Source organism: Mobilicoccus massiliensis, assembly GCF_000826525.2.
Classification (GTDB): Bacteria; Actinomycetota; Actinomycetes; order Actinomycetales; family Dermatophilaceae; genus Mobilicoccus; species Mobilicoccus massiliensis.
Window position 1 is genome coordinate 377,170 of sequence record NZ_LN651328.1, and the last position, 18,932, is coordinate 396,101.

Genomic DNA, 18,932 nt, shown 5'->3' on the forward strand with positions numbered 1-18,932 from the left:
GCTCGCGGGCGTTCTCGGGCCTAGAAGAAGCCCATCGGGTTGGTGTCGTAGCTGACCAGCAGGTTCTTGGTCTGCTGGTAGTGCTCGAGCATCATGAGGTGGTTCTCGCGGCCGATGCCGGACTGCTTGTACCCGCCGAACGCGGCGTGGGCCGGGTAGTGGTGGTAGCAGTTGGTCCACACCCGGCCGGCCTTGATGGCGCGGCCCATGCGGTAGGCCCGGTGGGTCGAGCGGGTCCACACCCCGGCGCCGAGACCGTAGAGGGTGTTGTTCGCGATGTCGAGCGCCTCGGCGTCGTCGGCGAACGAGGTGACCGAGACGACCGGGCCGAAGATCTCCTCTTGGAAGATCCGCATGGCGTTGTTGCCCTCGAACACCGTCGGCCGCACGTAGAAGCCGCCGGAGAGGTCGCCGCCCAGGTCGACCGGCTCGCCACCGGTGAGGACCTTGGCGCCTTCGTCCTTGCCGATCTTGAGGTAGCTCGTGATCTTCTCGAACTGGTCGTTGCTCGCCTGCGCGCCCATCATCGTGTCGGTGTCGAGGGGGTTGCCCATCTTCACCTTCTCGACGCGCGCGATGCCGTCGGAGAGGAAGTCGTCGTACATCGACTTCTGGATGAGGGCGCGGCTCGGGCAGGTGCACACCTCACCGGAGTTGAGCGCGAAGAACGCGAACCCTTCCTGCGCCTTGTCGTAGAAGTCGTCGCGCTCCAGAGCGATGTCCTCGAAGAAGATGTTCGGGCTCTTGCCGCCGAGTTCGAGGGTCACGGGAATGATGTTCTGGCTCGCGTACTGCATGATGAGCCGGCCCGTCGTGGTCTCGCCGGTGAAGGCGATCTTGGCGATGCGCGGGCTCGACGCGAGCGGTTTGCCGGCCTCGGTGCCGAATCCGTTGACGACGTTGACGACGCCGGGCGGCAGGAGATCTCCGATGATCTCCATGAGCTTGAGGATCGACCACGGCGTCTGCTCGGCCGGCTTGAGCACGACACAGTTGCCGGCCGCGAGCGCGGGGGCGAGCTTCCACGTGGCCATGAGGATCGGGAAGTTCCACGGGATGATCTGGCCGACGACGCCGAGCGGCTCGTGGAAGTGGTAGGCGATCGTGTGCTCGTCGATCTCGCTGAGGCCGCCCTCCTGGGCGCGCAGGGCTCCGGCAAAGTAGCGGAAGTGATCGACGGTGAGCGGCATGTCGGCGTTGAGGGTCTCGCGTACGGCCTTGCCGTTGTCCCACGTCTCGATGACCGCGAGATCCTCAAGGTGCTCGGCGATGCGATCCGCGATGTCGAGCAGCACCTGAGCGCGCTCGGTGACCGACGTGCGGCCCCACGCGTCGGCGGCCGCGTGAGCCGCGTCGAGGGCGGCGTCGATGTCCTCGGCCGTGCCGCGCGCGACGTGGGTGAACACCTGGCCCGTGACCGGGGTGGGGTTGTCGAAGTACTCGCCCTTGACCGGCGGCACCCAACGGCCGCCGATGTAGTGGTCGTACCGGTCCTTGACCTCGATCTTCGAGTCCGCGGATCCGGGCGGGGCGTACACGGTCATGGGCTGCGCTCCTTTGCGACGGGACGGGCCGACCAGCGTCTGGACGCCGCGTCGGATGCACCGCACCCTAACCGCGATGTGACCTGCTGCACAGTGCCTCGCGGGGGCGGCTCCGCGCCCCAGTAGCGCCGGGGACTCGACTCCGTTCGTACGAGGACGAATCCGCGCTGGTCCCTCGGCGGCCGTCTCGGTGGCGGCGGGCCCGCAGACCGAGGGAGGGTCAGTCGAAGGTGTAGGTCTTCACCGGATTCCAGGCGCCCTTGCCGAGGACGTTGACCGTGACGACGCGCGGCGTGATGTCGCCGTACTGGTCGAACGCGACCTTGCCGCTCGTGCCGTCGAACGTCACCGAGGGCATCCCCGCGACGGCGGCCTTGCGGGCGCTCGCGGCGTCGGAGGCGTCGGGCAGCGCACTCTTCAGCGAGGCGAGCACGGCGTTCGCGGCGTCGTAGGCGAGCGGGCCGTACGACGTGGCGGACTCGGCGAATCCGCCGGCACGGTAGTCGGCGAGGTAGCGCTTGCCGGCCTCGACGTCGGTGAGCGGCTTGCCGGCCATGGTGCTGATGTCCCCCGCCGCGATGGGCCCGGCCTTGGGGACGTACTGCTCGGTGTTGAGCGCGTCGCCGCCGACCATCGGCCCGCGCATCCCGGCCTCGCGCAGTTGCCCGGCAAGCGGCCCACCCTGGGGGTCGTTACCGCCGAAGACGACTGCCTGGGGTTTGTCGCCGAGCAGGTCCTTGACGAGGGTGGGGTACACGGCCGGAGCCTCGGGGTCGAGCTTGCGCCCGGAGACGACCTTGCCCTTCTCGGCGGCGAAGGCCTTTGCGAAGGCCGCGGTGAAGCCGACGCCGTAAGCACCCCCGTCGTTGACCGTCGAGACGCGCTGGACGCCCTTCTCGGTGAGGAACTTCGCGACCGCCGGTGCGTGCGCGTCGTCGGGGGCGATCATCCGGAAGAACGAGCCGTAGCGCCGCTTCGGAGCCCGGTCGAAGGCGTCGCCCTTGGTCAGTGTCGGGTTCGTCGCGGTCGGAGAGACGTGGAGGATGCCGTGGGAGGCGAGCACGGGCTGGATCGACTTCGTGAGGCCGGAGTAGATCGAGCCGATGACCGCGACGGTCTTCTCGTCGGCGGCGGCCTTCTTCGCGGCCTCGGCCGCCTTGGCCTCGTCTGAGGTGTCGTCGATGGCCACGACCTCGAGATTCCAGCCGGGCAGATCACCCCGTGCCGCGGCCTGGTCGACGGCGAGCTGCACCGAGTTGCGGACGCCGAGGCCGAGCGCCGCCTCGGCGCCGGTCTGCGGGGCGATGACGTAGATGCGAGCGGCCTTCCCCGCCGCGCCCTGGCCGGTTCCCGACCCTGTCTCAGTGGACGGCGAGCCCGAACAGGCCGTCAACACCATCGTGCCGACGAGCAACATTCCTGCGCCACGCGCGAAGCGACGACCGACTGTCACCGTGCCCTCCAGGGTGCGCCGACGGCGTCTCCGGCGGCTGCTCCCCCTGTCGGCCCGAACGCGCTGATTCCGAGCGCTTCACACCCGAAACCACTCCGGCCGGTGGGTTTCGGAGCCGGAAGAGTCGTCAGAGGTCGGTGCGTGAGTAGGCGGCAGGCTCACGCCACGGCGCTTCGTGAGGCGAGGTGCTCGAGGTAGTCGGCGAGTTCGTCGTCCAGGGGCTGACGCGGCGCACCGAGCAGCGCACGCAGGTAGAGCCCGTCGCCGACGAGCATGATGAGGCGTCGCAACACCGGGTCCTCGATCGACTCGGCCAGCACACCGGTCCAGTGGTCGAGGGAGTCGACGATCGCGCTCTCGACGTCGAGTCCCGGGGTGCCGATGAGCCGCATCGCCGCGAGCAGCGTGCGCGTGTAGGCCTCCTGGGCCTTCGATGAGGTGGCGAAATACGCCGCCACGACACTCTCGTCGCCGTCGTACTGCGCGTCTGCGGCCCCGAGCTCGCGTAACCGGTCGAGCAACCCGTTGAAGAGCGCCTCCTTGCTGCCGAAGTGGTACAGCAGACCACCCTTGGAGATGCCGGCCTGCGCCGCGACGGACTCGAGCGTGGCGCCACCCGGACCCGAGGCCGCGAGCACCTCCTCGAGCGCGTCGAGGATCCGGCCTCTGGTGTCGCTCACGTCGCTGCCTCCTTCGTCGCCTGGTCATCGCGCCGCCTGCACCACTTCTGTCGAGTCGTCTGCACGAATCGTCGATTGGTCGGGCGCCGACCGATGGCGATACTGTACCGCCTGGACGGTTTTTGTTGATATGTCCCGTAAGGAGGCGCTTTGACCACCATGACCACTCACCCGACGGCGCCTCCTCGCGCAGGACTGCGCGGCTGGGCCGCCCTCGTCGTCCTCATGCTCCCCGTCTTCGTCGTGAGCATGGACAACACGGCGCTGTCGTTCGCGGTCCCACAACTCGCGACCTCACTTCAGCCGAGCGCCAAGCAACTGCTGTGGATCGTCGACGTCTACCCGCTCATCCTCGCCGGGCTGCTCATCACGATGGGGATGCTCGGCGACCGCATCGGCCGCCGCCGCCTGCTCATGCTGGGCACCGCCGGATTCGGCGCGGTGAGCATCTACGCGGCCTTCGCGCCGAGTGCCGACCACCTCATCGCCGCCCGCGTATTCCTCGGAGTGTTCGGAGCCACGCTCATGCCGTCGACGCTGTCGCTGCTGCGCAACGTCTTTCTCCACGACGGCGAACGGAGGCTCGCGATCGCGGTCTGGGCCTCGGGCTTCTCCGGCGGTTCGGCCCTCGGCCCGATCGTCGGCGGCTGGCTCATCGAACACTTCTGGTGGGGAGCGATCTTCCTCATCTCCCTGCCCGCCGCGCTCGTGCTCCTCGCCACCGGCCCCTTCCTGCTGCCGGAGTCGCGCAACCCCGACGCCGGCCGCCTCGACCTGTGGAGCGTCGCCCTCTCGATCGCCGCGATGATGCCGATCGTCTACGCCATCAAGCACTCTGCGATGGAGGGCCTCGACCTTCTCGGGGTCACCACGGCCGCTGCCGGCCTCGCGGCAGGCGCGATCTTCGTGCATCGCCAGCTCACCCGCACCGACCCCCTGCTCGACCTGCGCCTGTTCACCCGGCCGGTGTTCGCCGCATCGATCGCCGCCAACTTCCTGTCGATCTTCGCGTTCGCCGGGCTGATCTTCTTCCTCTCCCAGCACCTGCAGTTCGTGGAGGGAAAGACACCGATCCAGGCCGCGATCGCGCTCATCCCCGGCGCGGTCGCCTCGATCGTCGTCGGCCTGCTCGCCGTGGCGCTCGCGAGAGCCGTCGCGGTGCACCACCTCGTCGGGCTCGGGATCCTGCTCGCCTGCGCCGGGTACCTCGTGGGGTCGACGATGACGGTCGACTCCCCCGCCTACGTCATCGTCGTCGTGTTCGTGCTCGTCGGCGCCGGCGCGGGACTCGCCGAGACCCTGACGAACGACGCGATCCTCGCCTCGGTGCCGGCCCAACGCGCCGGCGCCGCCTCGGGGATCTCCGAGACGGCCTACGAACTCGGGGCCGCGCTCGGCGTCGCCGTCCTCGGCAGCCTGCTCACCTCGGTGTACCGGTCGTCGATCGTCATCCCCCGCGGGCTTCCTGCGTCTGCACGCGACGAGGTCCAGAACATGATCGGCACGGCCATGGCTGCTGCCGACACCCTGCCGGGGCCTCTCGGGCAGGCCACCCGCCTGGCCGCGCAGCGTGCCTTCGAGGCCGGCGTCGCAGCGACGTCGCTCGCCGGTGCCGTGCTCACCGGCGTCACCGCCGTCGTCGTGTGGTGGGTCCTGCGCCGCGACGCCCACCGCAGCGACCTGACCCGCTGAGGACCCCCCCACCCGCGATCGATCGGCGCGAGGCCGGCCTCGAAGGGGCGTTCCGACGCGGGAGCAGTTCGACCACGCCGGAAACGGCGGCTGTCTCGGCGTCGAAGGGGTTCAGTGAGGACCGGCTTCCGGGGCGTAACGCCGTCTCCACGCAGGGGCATCGCCGATCTCGCGCAACAAAGACCGGTCACTGACCGCCCCGTGACCGCGCCTCGCGGCAACATCGCTGGTCAGCGGCTTTCGGCCGTACGGGCCCGAGTCTCTGACCGGTCTTTGTTGCGCGAGTTCTCCCGGCACACGCCCGCGGGCGGCGTCGACCAGGTGCTCAGGTGGTCGATCACGGCCCCGACGGAGTCCTCCCGAGCCATCTCGGCCGCGATCTGTCTCGCACGGCCGCGGATCGACGGGCGTGTGACCTGCTTGGCGGCCCGGCGCACGTCCGTGACGGTGAGGCGCCGCCGATCGAGCGGTTCGCTCGCGACACCGGTGGCCGCGAGGCGCCGCGCCCAGAACGGCTGGTCGGCGGCGAAGGGCACGGGGATCGACGGGATGCCGGCGCGCGCTGCGGCATGCGTCGTCCCGGCTCCGCAGTGGTGGACGGCCGCGGCGCATCGCGGCAAGAGCCAGGAGTGCGGCGTGGGGCCGATGACGTGCACATAGTCGGGCAGCCCCTCTATGCCAGCCCCGTTCCACCCCGGGTTGAGCACGATCCGTCGCCCTTCCCACGCACCGAGGCCGTCGAGCACGGTCCGGGTGACGTCGTCGGTGCCGACCATGCTGCCGAAACCCACGTAGACCGGGGGCTCGCCGGCTGCGAGGAAGTCCGCGAGCGCTTGCGGCGGAACCCAGTTCGGCTCGTCGAGGTGCCAGTCGCCGCAGACACGGACGTTGGAGCGCCAATCGTCGGGAGTCGGCAGCAGCGTCGGTGAGTACCCGTAAACGGCCGGCACGTCGTTCCAGATCGCCGTGAACCGCCGCAGTCCGAGCGCCCGCCGTGCCCGGTCGACCGGCCGACGGAACGCCGACCACATGAGCTGCGTCGCGACGTGGTGGGTCGCGAGGTTGAGCCACGCCGGCGGCATGCCCGGTGAGACGACCGACGGGAACGCGCGCGTCGGGGCGAGGGGAAAGGCCCCGGCCGTCGCGAACCGCACTACGCTCACCTCGGCGGCGGCGTGGGCGGCCCAGACGGTGAGCCCGGATCCGATGACGACGTCCGGGCGATGCTCGCGAATCGCCATGCGGATCATCGCGATCCAGCGTGTGGTGTAGGAGCGGGCGAAGTCGGCGAACAGCCTCAGACCGTCGAATCCGCCGTCGGAGGTCGCCCGCGCGAGCGCCTCCTCGCCGCGGCCGCCACGCATGTGGCTGCGCATGTCACCGGCAAGCTCTCGGTAGGCAACGCCGAGCCGATCGGCCTCCTCACGTCCGCTGCGATCGAGGCACACGAGCGTCTCGTGGCCCCGAGAGGTGAGGCCGTCGGCGAGTGCGAGGAACGGGCGGGTGTCGCCCTCCGATCCGAAGCTCGTGACGATCAGGCGCATACCGCCCATCCTCGCAGCGTGGCGGCGGCAGCCCGCCCGGCTCAAGCCATCCCCGCCAGGCGGGCGAGCGCGGCCGCGACGGTGCCGACCACGACGACCCCGATGAACGGAACTCGCAGCACCAGGGCGATCGCCGCCGCCACCAGGGCGACGACCCGCGCGTCGAGCACGAGCTGCTGCCCGGAGCCGAACGTGTTGGCCATGACGAGGGCCGTGAGCAGCCCGACCGTGGCGGCCGCGGAGCCGTTGCGGATCGCCGGGGAGTCGAGCAGCGTCTCGGGCACGAGGAAGCCGAGAACCTTCGTGCCGAACGCGATGAGGCAGGCGAGGCCGAGCCAGATCCACGCACTCACGCGTGCTCACCTCCGGCGCGAAGATCCTGTCGATGGCGCAACCAGGAGATGAACACGGCGACCGCCGCCGCGAGGACGATGGGGATGCCCGGCGGCACGAACGGGGTGGCGATGAGGGTCGCCGCGGCGCAGACCGCGGCCACCTCGACCGGCCGGCGACCCTTGAGCCGCGGCCACAGCAGGCCGAGGAACGCGGCCACCGCGGCGCCGTCGAGGCCCCAGGCCTTGGGGTCTCCGAGCGAGGCTCCGGCAAGTGCGCCGACGAAAGTCGCGAGGTTCCAGAACGCGAACACCGCGAGCCCGGCGGTCCAGAAGCCGCGGCGCTGTTCGTCGGTCGCCTCCTGACCGAGAGAGGTGGCCGTCGACTCGTCGATCGTCAGGTGCGCCATGAGGATTCGCGTCAGGCCGCGCGGTCGCAACAGCTCGTTGATCTGCACGCCGTACACCGCGTTGCGCACTCCGAGCAGGGAGGCGGCGGTGACCGCGGCGGGCCAGGTGCCGCCCCCGGAGAGGACACCGACGAGAGCGAACTGGGAGCCGCCGGTGAACATCAGCAGAGACAGCGCGCACGTCTGCGCGACGGTGAGTCCGGCCGCGACGCCGAGGGCACCGAAGCTGAGTCCGTACAGGCCCGTGGCGACACCGATGGACAGACCCATCCGCTGGGCCGGCGTGAGGGTTCGGGTCATCACTGCGGCATCGTAGGGGCCCGCCTCCCCCGCCGAGCGCCTCGACCGTCGTCTGGACATCGGAGTGCCGGCGCGCACGATTTCATCCCGGACAACACGCAGCGCCGAGACAGCCGTCGTTTCCGACCCTTCTCATCCCAGCGGAAATCCATTGAGCCGTAAGGCGGGACGGGCGGCTGTCTCGGCGCTTTCCCCGTCACATCAGCAGGCAGCAGCCGCCGGCGCACACCACGACATGACGACGCCCGGACCGGGTGGTCCGGGCGTCGTTCTGCGGGTGGGACTACTGCATGAGGGGGTTGCGGTAGAGCACGAGCGCGCGGGAATCGTTCTTGCGGCCGCGAGGCCGCTCCCCGGCGCGGACGGCGACGACGTCACCGGCCCGGCCGGCGGCGAAGACCCGGCGTCCGGCCTCGGCCATCGCCTGGGCTTGCGCGAGTTCGACGCGCAGCTCGGTGACGCGGGAGCGCAGTGCCTCGACCTCGTTCTCGAGGTCGAGGATGCGCTGGATGCCGTTGAGGCTGACGCCTTCCTCCTGGGAGAGGCGTTGGATCTCGCGCAGTTGTGAGATGTCGCGGTTGGAGTACCGCCGGCCGCCCCCACGAGTGCGGGAGGGCGTGACGAGCCCCAGCCGGTCGTACTGCCGCAGCGTCTGGGCGTGCATCCCCGCGAGCTGGGCCGCGACGGAGATGACGAAGACCGGCGTGTCGTCGTCGGGGGTGAAGCCCGGGGCTGCGGTCATGTCATCTCCTCTCATGTATCAGTACATCGGTTCGGTGCGCCGATGTCGGTACCTCGAACTCAGTACATCCGATGCTCGGCCCGCGATGGGTGAACTCAGGCGCGAGCCTTGCGGAACAACTCCTCGCGGGGGTCGACGCCCGCCTCCTGCCGGCGCAACGCTTCGACCGCGGCTCGGGCTTCGTCGGTGAGCCGCTGCGGCACGGTGACGGACACCTTGACGAGCAGGTCGCCCGTGCGGCCCTTGCCCTTGACGCCACGCCCCTTGACGCGCAGCGTCTTTCCGCTGGCGATGCCGGCGGGCAGCTTCACCTTGACCGAGTCGCCCGCGAGCGTCGGCACGCTGATCGTCTCGCCGAGGACTGCCTCGGCGAACGTGACGGGCACGTCGATGCGCAGGTTGTCACCGTCTCGGGTGAAGACCTCGTGCGGGTGCACGGTGATCTTGAGCAGGAGGTCGCCCGCGGGCGCGCCGCTCGGCCCGGGCTCGCCCTTGCCGCGCAGCCGGATCGTGGCGCCGTCCTTGACGCCCGGGGGGATGCGAGCCGTGATCGGCTTGCCGCCGCCGACACCGTTGACGACGACCGTGTCGCCCTCGACGGCCTGACGGAAGCTCAGCCCCGCGGTGGCGTGGATGTCGCGTCCCTTGCGCGGCTGGCGGAACCCGCCGCCGAAGCCGCCGGGGCGCCCGCCGGGTGCTCCGTACTGGGTGCCGGTGGAAGAGAATCCGCCTGCGCCCTGCCCGAACATGTTGAGCAGGTCCTCGAGGTCGGGATCCTGGCCCGCTCCGGCGCCGAAGCCGCCCTGGCTGGTGGTGAATCGGGTGCCCCCGCCACCGGTGTTGAAGAGCGTGCTGAACACGTCCTCGAACCCCGCGCCGCTGGGACCACCCGCCCCGCCCGGGCCGCCCGCGGTGAAGCGGGCGCCGCCGCGCGCCATGGAGCGCACGGCGTCGTACTGCTTGCGCTGCTCGGGGTCGGAGAGCACGGAGTACGCCTCGCCGATCTCCTTGAAGCGCTGCTCGGCCGCCGTGTCACCGGGGTTGCTGTCAGGGTGGTACGTACGAGCGAGCTTGCGGTACTTCGCCTTGATCGCCTTGGCGTCGGCGTCGGCCGAGACACCCAGCACGGCGTAGAAGTCCTTGTCGAACCAGTCCTGGCTGGCCATCTCGCCTCCTCAGTCGTGTGTGGTGGGTGGTGTGGTCGGATGAATGGTGTGAGCGTTAGCTCTGCCGCCGCGGATCACGCGGGATCCGCGACGGAGACCCGCGCCGGGCGCACGACGCGCTCGCCCATGCGGTAGCCGGGCTGCATGACCATGACGACGGTCGTGTCGGTCGTGCCCTCCGGCAGATCGGCGGTGGTGTGCATGAGGGCCTCGTGCACCATCGGGTCGAAGGTCTCGCCGGCCTCACCGAACATGGTCACGCCGTACTGCGCGAGGATCGCCTCGAGCTTGGCCGCGATCTTGGCGAACGGAGTGCCCTCGGTCAGCTCGCCGTGCTGGCGGGCGAAGTGGATCTCGTCGAGCACCGGCAGCAGCGACTCGACGACGTTCTGCGTCGCGCGGTTGCGGTCCTCCGCACGATCGCGGTCGACGCGGCGCTTGTAGTTGACGTACTCCGCGTTGAGGCGCTGGTAGTCGGCGAGGCGCTCGGCGGCGAGTTGCGCGTCGGCGCTGCGGGGTTCGGTGTCGCGGGTCGGCTCGGTGATCTGGCCGGCCTCGGCGAGGAAGGCCTCGGGCGTGATGTCGTCGTCGGACTGGCCTCCGTGGGCGGGGTCGCCCGCGCTCGGCACGTCGGGCTCGACTGGGGTGGGCTCCTCCGTGGACGCCGCACCCCGGGGTGCGTGCTCGTACGCGGCGCGCGCGGCGGCCGCGGCGGCGGCACCGGTGGCGGGCGACGTCGGGCGGGACTGGGTCATGCCGTCCACGTCCGCGTCATGCCGCTGGTCCTGACCGGGACGGTCGAACTCGTCGTCGCCGGTCTTCTTCTCGTGGTTGCTCATACTCGGCTCCTTCTCGGTCGTTCCCGGCGGCCGTTCCGGTCGATCGGGGTTCGCGCAGCTCGGGACGCAGCGAGGTCCGGGATCGAAGACGGGTGGGGCTCCGCCCCGGCCTCACTCGTGGTGAGACCGGGGCGGAGGTGGTGAGTCACTTCTTGTCGTCGTCCTCGACGACCTCGGCGTCGACGACATCGTCGTCGCCACCGGTCGTGCCCTGATCGCCGGTGGGCTGCCCGGCACCGAAGTCCTCGGCGCCCGGGAACGGTCCGGTCTGCGGCTGCTCACCGCCCTCGGCCTGCGTCGCCGCGTACATCGCGGCGCCCATCGCCTGGGAGACCTCGTTGAGCTTCGCGACCTTGGTGTTGAGGTCCTCGGCGGAGACGGCCTCGTCACCGGTCTTGCCCAGCGCGACCTTGAGGTCGGTGAGGGCCTCTTCGACCGGCTTCTTGGTGTCCTCGGGCACCTTGTCACCGTTCTCGGAGATGAACTTGTCGGTCGAGTACACGAGCTGCTCCGCGTTGTTGCGGGCCTCGGCGTCCTCGCGACGCTTCTTGTCCTCCTCCGCGTGCTGCTCGGCCTCGCGGACCATGCGGTCGATCTCGTCCTTCGGCAGCGCGGAGCCACCGGAGATCGTCATCGACTGCTCCTTGCCGGTGCCGCGGTCCTTGGCCGAGACGTGGACGATGCCGTTGGCGTCGATGTCGAAGGTGACCTCGATCTGCGGCACGCCACGGGGCGCGGGCGCGATGCCGGTGAGCTCGAACGTGCCGAGCGGCTTGTTCGCGCTGGCGAGCTCACGCTCACCCTGGAACACCTGGATGAGCACCGACGGCTGGTTGTCCTCGGCCGTGGTGAACACCTCGGAACGCTTGGTGGGGATGGCCGTGTTGCGCTCGATGAGCTTGGTCATCAGGCCGCCCTTGGTCTCGATGCCGAGGGAGAGCGGGGTGACGTCGATGAGGAGGACGTCCTTGCGCTCACCCTTGAGGACACCGGCCTGCAGGGCCGCACCGACGGAGACGACCTCGTCGGGGTTGACTCCCTTGTTCGGCTCCTTGCCGCCCGCGAGCTTCTTGACCAGCTCGGTGACCGCCGGCATACGGGTCGAACCGCCGACGAGCACGATGTGGTCGATCTCGTTCACGGAGATGCCCGCATCCTTGATGACCTGCTCGAACGGCTGCTTGCAGCGCTCGAGGAGGTCGGCGGTCATCTGCTCGAACTGGGTGCGGCTGAGCGACTCGTCGAGGTGGATGGGGCCGTTCTCGCTCATCGAGAGGTACTGCAGGCTGATGTTGGTGCTCGTCGCGGTGGAGAGCTCCTTCTTGGCCTGCTCGGCCGCGTCGCGCAGACGCTGCATGGCGATCTTGTCGTTGCTCAGGTCGGCACCGGTGTTGTTCTTCACGGTGGTCAGCAGGTGCTTGACGATGCGGTCGTCCCAGTCGTCGCCACCGAGCTTGTTGTCACCGTGGGTCGCGCGGACCTGGATGGTGGAGAAGCCGTCCTCCGGGTCCTTGCCGACCTCGAGAAGGGACACGTCGAACGTGCCGCCACCGAGGTCGAAGACGAGGATGAGCTCGTCCTCCTTGCCCTTGTCGAGGCCGTACGCGAGGGCCGCAGCGGTGGGCTCGTTGACGATGCGCAGGACGTTGAGGCCCGCGATCTCGCCGGCCTCCTTGGTGGCCTGACGCTCGGCGTCGTCGAAGTACGCCGGGACGGTGATGACCGCGTCGGTGACGGGCTCACCCAGGTACGACTCCGCGTCGCGCTTGAGCTTCATGAGGATGCGGGCGCTGATCTCCTGCGCCGTGTACTTCTTGCCGTCGATCTCGGTGCTCCAGTCGGTGCCGATGTGGCGCTTGACCGAACGGATGGTGCGGTCGACGTTGGTGACGGCCTGACGCTTGGCGATCTCGCCGACGAGGACCTCACCGTTCTTGCTGAAGGCGACCACGGACGGGGTGGTGCGGCCACCCTCGGCGTTCGCGATGATCGTGGGCTCATTGCCCTCGAGAACGGAGACGGCCGAGTTGGTGGTTCCGAGGTCGATGCCTACTGCACGAGCCATGGATGAATCACTCCCTACGTGTCGGGGTGGTCGGGTCGAACGGGCGGGCTGCCACCTGCTCGGGGCCGCGACCTCGCTGCTCGTGCTGCGACGTCACGCCCGGTGCCGGGTCCCACGGACCCGATCAAGAGGCCTCTCGCCCGATCTCACCCGACCGAGGTCTGGGTTGATCGGACTGCGCTCAACTCTGCGCGCCGGGCCTGAGGCTGTCAAACTCGGACTCTGCAAAGTTGCGCTCACTAGGCTCAACTCTTGGTGGCGTCGGATCATTCCCGGGGTGGGGAGTGGTTCTCGGAGGGGTGTTGTGTAGGTTGACGCGCATCTTGTCGGATTGCCAATAACTTGTCGGGTGCGTGTCGGTCTGCCAACAAATTGTCGGCAGGGTTCATGCTGGCCTTGTACGGCCGCCGAAGGCGCTTGGATCGACAGAACTGCGGTACTGCACCGCCTCTGGCGACGAGGTCGTGACGAGCCTCGCCGATGTCGAGGTGGCGGCGGTCGTGGGCGGATCTCCGGTGCGTAAGTTTTCGTGGCGGCCTCGGCAGGGCAACTACCCGGGCTGGTTGTGGACGTCGACGACGAGGACGCTCGTGGGCTACGAGAGCCTGCTGGAGCGGGATCGGGTCCTGCTGGCCGACCTCGACGTTTCGGTGACGGGGATCGCCAGTCAGCCGTTCTGGCTCAGTGGCCGCGACGAGGGTGTGCAGCGCCGGCACGCTCCGGACTATCTCTTGGCCTGTGCGGACGGCTCGGTCGTCGTGGTGGATGTCAAACCTGCCCGCATGTGTCAGGAACCGCAGGTGTCCGCGGTCCTTGAGTGGACCGGCAGGCTGTGTCGAAGCAGGGGCTGGCGCTATGAGGTGTTCCACGGCGGGGACGCGGTCGTGATGGCGAACCTGCGCTTCCTGGCCCAGGGGCGGCGGTCGATGTTCTTGGACGAGGAGTGCGTCTCTGCGGTGTCCGCATCCGGACGTTCTGGAATGACGTTGGGTCAGATCGAAGCGCGCGTTTCCGGTTTCGACCCTATGGACGTCCGGGCGTCCGTCCTGGCACTGCTGTGGCGACAGGCGTGGACGACCGACCTGGGGCGGCCTTTGTCGCGCGCCTCGGTGATCTCGGTACCGGTGAAGGCGGAACGATGCCGCGTGGCGTCCTGACGCTCGAACCAGGCGCGCGGTTCTGGTGCGAGGGCGAGGTGTGGGAGGTCGACACCTTCCTCGGGGACCAGGTGCGATTGCGCCGCGGCGCCACCGTCCGGTCGGTGTCGACGACCGCGCTGCTGGAGACGGCAAGTCCCCTCGATGAGCCCGGGACAGGGCAGAGCGCACCTGATGATCTGTTCACCCTGCCCGCGGTCGTCCTGGCCGCCCTCACCGTGAAGCAGCGCCGTGAGGCGGAGCGCAAGGTTGAGGAGTTACGGCCGCTGCTCAAGGCAGCGCCCGACGACGGGCGCAGCCTCAGGCAGCGGGTCGCCGATCGAGCCAGTGAGCTGGGGGTCTCGGTGCGGACCTTGGAGCGGCGCCTGGCACGTTTCGAGGATCGGGGACCGGCCGGCCTGGTGGATGAGCGACTGCTGAAGGAGACCCGGCGGGCTGTCGACCCGGCCTGGGACGAGGCCTGCCGCCAGGTGCTGTCCTCGTTCGTGACCGAGTCCACCCCGACCCGCAGGACCGTCATCGCCCGGACGAACCGGGCCTTCTTGGAAGCTCATCCGGGGGGCCGAGTGCCGTCGACTCGGGTCGCCTATCGCCGTGTGAACGAGCTGGCAAGGGGGCGGTACATCTTCGGTGACGCCAAGCAGCGACGCTCTGTCGACGAGCGACCCGCGGGCCCGATGGGACGGCTGCGGGCTACCCGCCCGGGGGAGTTCTTCGTCCTCGACTCCTACCGGCTCGACGTGTTCGCGCTCGAGCCGGTCACCCACCGCTGGGTCAACACCGAGCTGACGGTCGCGATGGACATCTACGACCGGGCCGTCAAGGGTCTGCGGCTGCGGCCGGTCGCGGCGAAGTCCGCGGACGTCGCGAGCGTGCTGTTCCAGGCCATGACGCCGCAACGGTGGGGGTACTTGCCGGACGCGCCGGAGGGCCCGTACGCCGGCATCCCCGAGACGCTGTACGTGGGAGAGACCTGCATCGCCCCAGACACGATCGTGATCGACCACGGGAAGATCTACATGTCCGAACACACCGCCAGTGTGTGTCGGCGGCTTGGCATCTCGATCCAGCCCGCGCTGACCTACAAACCCACCGACAAGGCGGTCCTGGAGCGGTTCTTCCGCACCGCCCGACAGAGCCTGTTGGACAAGCTGGCCGGCTACAAGGGCCCGGACATCGCCTCCCGCGGGGAGGACACCGAGGACCAGGCGTTCTACTACGTGTCTGAGCTGGAGCAGATCCTGCGGGAGTGGGTCGGGCAGGTTTACCACCACACCCCGCACGACGGTCTGCCCAAGCCGGAGTCGCCGCGGGAGTGCATGACCCCGGCGCAGGCGCACGCCCGCGGCATGGCCCAGTGTGGCCGGCTGCGGCTGCCGGTCAAGCAGGACCTGTTCTACGACTTCCTCGAGGTTCATTGGCGCAAGATCCACCACTACGGTGTCGAGGTCGCCAGCCAGCGTTACGACGGCCCGGGCCTGAACCCCTACCGCAACCAGAGCTCCCCGTACGGGGGAGCGCATGCGGGGAAGTGGCCGATCCTGCTCGATGTCGACGACGTGCGCTACGCCTACTTCCAGGACCCGGCCGACGGCGCCTGGCACCAGTTGCCTTGGGAGCACGCTGCCACCCTGACCGCCCCGTTCAGTCAGGATGCCGCCGACTTCACCCGCGCCCTGAGCCGCCGGCAGGACAAGTTTGTCGACCCCGGACAGGCCATCGAGGACCTACTGGCCCGCTGGCAGGCCAGCGCGGTCACGACCCGCCGGGAACGCAACCTGGCCATCCGGTTGGCTGCGCAACAAGCCCACCAAGCCGACGTCGGCGACGGAGCCCAGAGCGGCACCGAGAGCCACCCGGACACCGCGTCGGTACCCGGCGTCATCGACTTCCTCCAGCACCGGACCCGCCGAGCCAAGGAGCCGCTGCCCGACGACCTGGACGTGTTCGAGCGGTACTACCAGGACCACCCCGAAGGCGGGTTGGAGGTGCTGGACGAATGAGCTTCTCCTACGCCCAGTGGGTCGCCCAGAATCGGACCGCCCGGTACCGACTGTCCCGCAAGTCCGGGTGGCTCGCCTACTGCGACAGCGGCCCGCGCGTCGACCTCCCCATCCTCTCCCGCGCCGAGACCGCTCTGCTTGCTGAGGACGACCTGGAGGACTACAACCTCGCCCGGCGGACCTGGGTGTCCAACCTTCCCATCGTGCGCACCCAGCAGGTGCACCACGCGTTCACGGTGCTGGACCAGGTCACCGCCTCCACCCTGCGCGACGGGGACCGCGTCCGGGCCACAGCCGTCCTGGACGGTCCGTCCGGACTGGGCAAGACCACCGTGGCGATGAGCTACTGCCGCCAGTTCCACCGATCCACCATCCGCGCCCTCGGGTCACACACCGCGACCGGTGACCAACGGCTCCCCGTTGCGGCCGTCCAGCTCGGGCACAAAACCACGCCCAAGGGCCTCCTGGTCAAGCTGGCCTCCTTCTACACCGAGAACGTCGCGACCTCGATCAACTCTGACAGGCTCGCCGAAGTCGTACTCGACCTCGTCACCTCCTGCGAAACCGAGATGATCGCGATCGACGAGCTGCACTTCATCGACCCGCGGACCAAGGACGGCAAGGGCCTGAGCAACCACCTGAAGTGGCTGGCCAACGAGCTGTCGTGCGCGTTCATCCTCACCGGCATCGGTCTGGCGAAGAAGCAGTTCTTCACCGAAGGCCTGCCCGGTGACGAGGCCAACGCCACCGCTCAGACGTCCCGGCGGTCCACCGCCATCCCGATGGTGCCGTTCACCATCGTCACCCCCGCAGGCCAGCGCGGCTGGAAGGACCTCCTCAACCAACTTGAGCCACACCTGAAACTGGCCGAGGCGGAACCGGGCGTGCTCACCGACCATGCCGACCTGCTGTTCGCCCGCACCCAGGGCCACATCGGCTCCTTGACGACCCTGCTCGAACGAGCCTGCGGGATCGCCTACCGCGCCGACATCGAGACTCTCACCGAAGAAGTGCTCACCCGTGTCGTTCTCGACAACGCCGCCGAGCTCAGCCGCCGCGCCGGCTGAGCTCGGCCGCACCCCGGCGGAGCCCCACCGCCAGGGGCCGCGACTGACCGGCGCCGGTGGGACCGACCCCCACCGGTGGCCGCTGACCGTGCCCCGCCACCCCGGCGAAGCCTTTGAGAGCTGGCTCGGCCGCCTGGCCCACCGCTACGGCCTCACGCCCCGGGCCACCCTGCGCCTGCTCGGCGCCGCCGTCCTACCGCAACGGCTGCTGCGGCTGGCGCCCCTGCTCGAGAGCGTCGGACTCGACACCATCACCGACAAGCTCGGGCTCGAGCCCGCCAGCCTCGCCCCAGACCCCCTCCTGGACACCCTCGAGCGCACCCGGCGAGACTATCTGGACCGGTTCCACGCATACCCACAGTTGGAACCGAAGGGACTGCGGTTTTGCGCAGCATGCCTGGACGAGGACGGCTACTGGCAGGCCTCCTGGGCCAGCCCGCTGCACGCTGTATGCGTCCGACATGGGAAGCGGCTGGCGTCCACGTGCGCCCAGTGCGGCAACGTCCCCTTCGAGTCCCCGGTGTGGCTCACCAGCGTCAGCCCCACACGGTCCTGTCCCGGACTGTTCGAACCGTCCAGGACTCCAGGCGCCCGGTACCGGCCTGGATCGCCCCGGGTTCAGTGGAGAGCGGGTTGTGCCGCCCCGGCGGGTGCCGGGGCGCTGGCGTGTTCAGCGTAGAACAGGTCTTCGTACTCGATGGGTGGGATGTCGCCGCAGTGTGAGTGAAGGCGGTCGTTGTTGTACCAGTCGACCCACTCCATGGTGGCGAGTTCGACGGCATCCAGACCGCTCCACGGCCCACGTTTCCAGATGAGTTCCTTCTTGTAGATTTTGTTCAACGCCTCGGCAGCGGCATTGTCGTAGGAATCGCCGGTCGATCCGACCGAGGGTTCGATTCCGGACTCAAGGAGCCTCTCGGTGTAACGAATAGAGACGTATTGGCAGCCGCGATCCGAGTGGTGCACCAGGCACGACAGGTCTCGCTGGTGTCGGCCACGTTCCCACAAGGCGTGTTCCAGGGCGTCCAGCGCCAGATCGGTCCTTAATGAGTTCGATACCCGCCACCCGGTGATCCGGCGGGAATACAGGTCCATCACGAAAGCCACGTACACGAACCCGGCCCATGTGGCGACGTAGGTGATGTCGGCTACCCACCGGTGGTCCGGCGCCGGCGCGGTGAAGTCCCGCTGGAGCCGGTCGGCCGGGCAGGCCTTCGCCCGCGCGGGTCTGGTGGTCCGGGTGGTGCGCGCGTTCGGCACGCCAGCCAGGCCCAACGCTCGCATGCGACGTTCGATGGTGCATCGTGCGACCGGCTCACCGGGCCAGGCCCGCAGATAGGCCTTCCACATCTTGCGGACCCCGTACACGCCGAAGTTCTTCTCGTGCAGCTCCTGCAGACGTTCGTCGATGACGGCATCACTTGTGGCCCGCTTCGAGACAGGCCTACTCTTGCGGGCATAATAGGAGCTTGGGGCGATCGCGATTCCAGTCTCTTTCAGGACCTCGCAGATCGGCTCGACCCCATGCTCGTCGCGGTGCGCGGCAATGAACGCATCGACGTCTACGGTCGGCGGTCGAGCTCCGCCTGAGCGAAATAGGCACTCGCCTGGCGCAGAATCGTATTCGCGCGCCGCAGTTCGCGGTTCTCCTTCTCCAACTCTGCGATCCGGGCCGCGTCCGTACTCGTTGTGCCGGGGATCTCTCCGTCGTCGATCCGTTCGCGTTTGACCCAGTTCCGCAGCGTGTCGCCGTTGATCCCGAGCTGCTCACCGGTCAACCGGCACGCACGCGAGACCGCCAAGCCGGGCTCGGCGGCGATCCGGTCGCGAACCAACCGGATCGCTCGTTCACGCAACTCGTCGGGGTACCTCTTCGGTGCAGGCATGACTCCATCCTCCTGGGGAGATCAAGCCCTCCACCCTTCCCGGGGCGATCCA

Annotated in this window: 16 protein-coding genes and 1 other annotated feature; of the genes, 5 read left to right on the forward strand and 11 right to left on the reverse strand. The window is 69.1% G+C overall.

From position 1 onward, the window contains the following. Positions 1 to 20: 20 nt before the first annotated feature. From exaC to BN1197_RS07770, 3 genes are all read right to left on the reverse strand, one after another. Positions 21 to 1,544, reverse strand: coding sequence for an acetaldehyde dehydrogenase ExaC (gene exaC / locus BN1197_RS07760; protein WP_040157878.1), 1,524 nt, complete (start codon positions 1,542 to 1,544; stop codon positions 21 to 23). Between the two features lie 220 nt (positions 1,545 to 1,764). Further along, a complete protein-coding gene (locus BN1197_RS07765) occupies positions 1,765 to 2,997 on the reverse strand; it encodes a branched-chain amino acid ABC transporter substrate-binding protein (RefSeq protein WP_141397243.1) in 1,233 nt (410 codons plus the stop codon). A gap of 158 nt (positions 2,998 to 3,155) precedes the next feature. Continuing rightward, positions 3,156 to 3,677 carry a TetR/AcrR family transcriptional regulator gene (locus BN1197_RS07770; protein ID WP_040157883.1) on the reverse strand — a complete coding sequence of 174 codons (522 nt, stop codon included), beginning with the start codon at positions 3,675 to 3,677 and terminating at the stop codon, positions 3,156 to 3,158. Between the two features lie 159 nt (positions 3,678 to 3,836). On the opposite strand from BN1197_RS07770, the gene BN1197_RS07775 reads away from it, so the two are divergent. Further along, positions 3,837 to 5,369, forward strand: coding sequence for an MFS transporter (locus tag BN1197_RS07775; protein ID WP_040157885.1), 1,533 nt, complete (start codon positions 3,837 to 3,839; stop codon positions 5,367 to 5,369). Between the two features lie 230 nt (positions 5,370 to 5,599). On the opposite strand, the gene BN1197_RS07780 is transcribed toward BN1197_RS07775, so the two are convergent. From BN1197_RS07780 to dnaK, 7 genes are all read right to left on the reverse strand, one after another. Next, the gene (locus tag BN1197_RS07780) at positions 5,600 to 6,913 is read right to left on the reverse strand and encodes a glycosyltransferase (RefSeq protein ID WP_052466199.1); all 1,314 of its coding nucleotides are present in this window, start codon (positions 6,911 to 6,913) and stop codon (positions 5,600 to 5,602) included. A 41-nt stretch (positions 6,914 to 6,954) separates the two neighbouring features. Then, positions 6,955 to 7,266, reverse strand: a complete 312-nt coding sequence (locus BN1197_RS07785) for an AzlD domain-containing protein (RefSeq protein WP_040157887.1) — start codon at positions 7,264 to 7,266, stop codon at positions 6,955 to 6,957. Continuing rightward, positions 7,263 to 7,955, reverse strand: a complete 693-nt coding sequence (locus BN1197_RS07790) for an AzlC family ABC transporter permease (RefSeq protein WP_040157889.1) — start codon at positions 7,953 to 7,955, stop codon at positions 7,263 to 7,265. The genes BN1197_RS07785 and BN1197_RS07790 overlap by 4 nt, the downstream gene beginning before the upstream one ends. A gap of 283 nt (positions 7,956 to 8,238) precedes the next feature. Next, the gene (locus BN1197_RS07795) at positions 8,239 to 8,697 is read right to left on the reverse strand and encodes a heat shock protein transcriptional repressor HspR (RefSeq protein ID WP_040157891.1); all 459 of its coding nucleotides are present in this window, start codon (positions 8,695 to 8,697) and stop codon (positions 8,239 to 8,241) included. Positions 8,698 to 8,792: 95 nt separating this feature from the next. After that, positions 8,793 to 9,863 (reverse strand): DnaJ C-terminal domain-containing protein, encoded by a 1,071-nt coding sequence (locus tag BN1197_RS07800; protein ID WP_040157893.1) that lies wholly within the window; start codon positions 9,861 to 9,863, stop codon positions 8,793 to 8,795. Between the two features lie 74 nt (positions 9,864 to 9,937). Beyond that, positions 9,938 to 10,702: a nucleotide exchange factor GrpE gene (locus BN1197_RS07805; RefSeq protein WP_052466201.1), complete on the reverse strand. Its 765-nt coding sequence runs from the start codon at positions 10,700 to 10,702 to the stop codon at positions 9,938 to 9,940. A gap of 145 nt (positions 10,703 to 10,847) precedes the next feature. After that, positions 10,848 to 12,767, reverse strand: a complete 1,920-nt coding sequence (gene dnaK, locus BN1197_RS07810) for a molecular chaperone DnaK (RefSeq protein WP_040157896.1) — start codon at positions 12,765 to 12,767, stop codon at positions 10,848 to 10,850. Positions 12,768 to 13,231: 464 nt separating this feature from the next. Here dnaK and BN1197_RS07815 point away from each other — a divergent pair, with 464 nt between their 5' ends. The 4 genes from BN1197_RS07815 (at position 13,232) to BN1197_RS18110 (ending at position 17,673) form a co-directional block, all read left to right on the forward strand. After that, positions 13,232 to 13,924 (forward strand): TnsA-like heteromeric transposase endonuclease subunit, encoded by a 693-nt coding sequence (locus tag BN1197_RS07815; protein ID WP_052466203.1) that lies wholly within the window; start codon positions 13,232 to 13,234, stop codon positions 13,922 to 13,924. Then, positions 13,906 to 15,927 carry a DDE-type integrase/transposase/recombinase gene (locus tag BN1197_RS07820; RefSeq protein ID WP_040157899.1) on the forward strand — a complete coding sequence of 674 codons (2,022 nt, stop codon included), beginning with the start codon at positions 13,906 to 13,908 and terminating at the stop codon, positions 15,925 to 15,927. The genes BN1197_RS07815 and BN1197_RS07820 overlap by 19 nt, the downstream gene beginning before the upstream one ends. After that, positions 15,924 to 16,994: a TniB family NTP-binding protein gene (locus BN1197_RS07825; protein ID WP_040157902.1), complete on the forward strand. Its 1,071-nt coding sequence runs from the start codon at positions 15,924 to 15,926 to the stop codon at positions 16,992 to 16,994. The genes BN1197_RS07820 and BN1197_RS07825 overlap by 4 nt, the downstream gene beginning before the upstream one ends. A gap of 88 nt (positions 16,995 to 17,082) precedes the next feature. Then, complete coding sequence (locus tag BN1197_RS18110) at positions 17,083 to 17,673, forward strand: TniQ family protein (RefSeq protein WP_176489723.1); 591 nt, start codon at positions 17,083 to 17,085, stop codon at positions 17,671 to 17,673. On the opposite strand, the gene BN1197_RS07835 is transcribed toward BN1197_RS18110, so the two are convergent. After that, positions 17,613 to 18,880 (reverse strand): IS3 family transposase gene (locus BN1197_RS07835; protein WP_095999816.1). Its coding sequence is split into 2 segments (ribosomal slippage): positions 17,613 to 18,583 and positions 18,583 to 18,880, totalling 1,269 coding nucleotides; the frame shifts between segments, so codons are not numbered across the junction. The genes BN1197_RS18110 and BN1197_RS07835 overlap by 61 nt on opposite strands. Then, positions 18,465 to 18,596: a sequence feature (AL1L pseudoknot), on the reverse strand. It overlaps the preceding gene by 132 nt. Positions 18,881 to 18,932 lie beyond the last annotated feature (52 nt).

Coding starts and splice junctions, on each gene's coding strand:
- BN1197_RS07790 (WP_040157889.1), bottom strand. CDS start 7,955: ATGACCCGAACCCTCACGCCGGCCCAGCGGATGGGTCTGTCCATCGGT.
- BN1197_RS07775 (WP_040157885.1), top strand. CDS start 3,837: ATGACCACTCACCCGACGGCGCCTCCTCGCGCAGGACTGCGCGGCTGG.
- BN1197_RS07780 (WP_052466199.1), bottom strand. CDS start 6,913: ATGCGCCTGATCGTCACGAGCTTCGGATCGGAGGGCGACACCCGCCCG.
- BN1197_RS07795 (WP_040157891.1), bottom strand. CDS start 8,697: ATGACCGCAGCCCCGGGCTTCACCCCCGACGACGACACGCCGGTCTTC.
- dnaK (WP_040157896.1), bottom strand. CDS start 12,767: ATGGCTCGTGCAGTAGGCATCGACCTCGGAACCACCAACTCGGCCGTC.
- BN1197_RS07820 (WP_040157899.1), top strand. CDS start 13,906: ATGCCGCGTGGCGTCCTGACGCTCGAACCAGGCGCGCGGTTCTGGTGC.
- exaC (WP_040157878.1), bottom strand. CDS start 1,544: ATGACCGTGTACGCCCCGCCCGGATCCGCGGACTCGAAGATCGAGGTC.
- BN1197_RS07800 (WP_040157893.1), bottom strand. CDS start 9,863: ATGGCCAGCCAGGACTGGTTCGACAAGGACTTCTACGCCGTGCTGGGT.
- BN1197_RS07805 (WP_052466201.1), bottom strand. CDS start 10,702: ATGAGCAACCACGAGAAGAAGACCGGCGACGACGAGTTCGACCGTCCC.
- BN1197_RS07825 (WP_040157902.1), top strand. CDS start 15,924: ATGAGCTTCTCCTACGCCCAGTGGGTCGCCCAGAATCGGACCGCCCGG.